The organism is Bartonella sp. AA86SXKL, assembly GCF_042196885.1.
This window is the reverse complement of sequence record NZ_JBHIRE010000132.1, coordinates 679-1,109: the sequence shown is the minus strand read 5'-3', so window position 1 is coordinate 1,109 and position 431 is coordinate 679. Positions and strand designations below refer to the sequence as shown.

The 431-nt window shown below is 32.5% G+C and carries 1 protein-coding gene; it reads left to right on the top strand.

Going from position 1 to position 431, the window contains the following annotated elements:
* Positions 1-156 precede the first annotated feature (156 nt).
* Positions 157-431 (top strand): SIMPL domain-containing protein (locus ACFIO5_RS10465; RefSeq protein ID WP_375705367.1); only part of this gene is annotated, 275 nt, incomplete at its 3' end.

Below are 431 nucleotides of genomic sequence, written 5' to 3'. Positions count from 1 at the left end.
CTCTCTAAACTAAAATTTTCTATGATACAAGGGCTTAATCAAATTATAAGCCACCTTTTTCTCTTTTTTATCGGTTTTTTTTTCTAATGCCCTAATTTCTTTACAAGAACTCCAGAAAATGAAAAGATAGTCAATCAACAAAAAAAAGGAAGAGATATGAAAAAAGTAATTTTCAAACCGTTGAAGAGTTATCCAGTTAAAATGGCTATGATAGCACTCACACTGCTAGCAGCTTCACCTATCACACACGCTGAAGAAAGCAAAATGAAAAATGCAACTATTACGGTTACTGCAACCGGTGAAAATCAAGCAACACCAGATATGGCAATTATCAATCTCGCTGTTGTTACACAAGATAAAACTGCTCAAAAAGCATTAGCGGACAATAATAAATCTATGAATGATATTATAAACGCTTTTAAGAATAATGG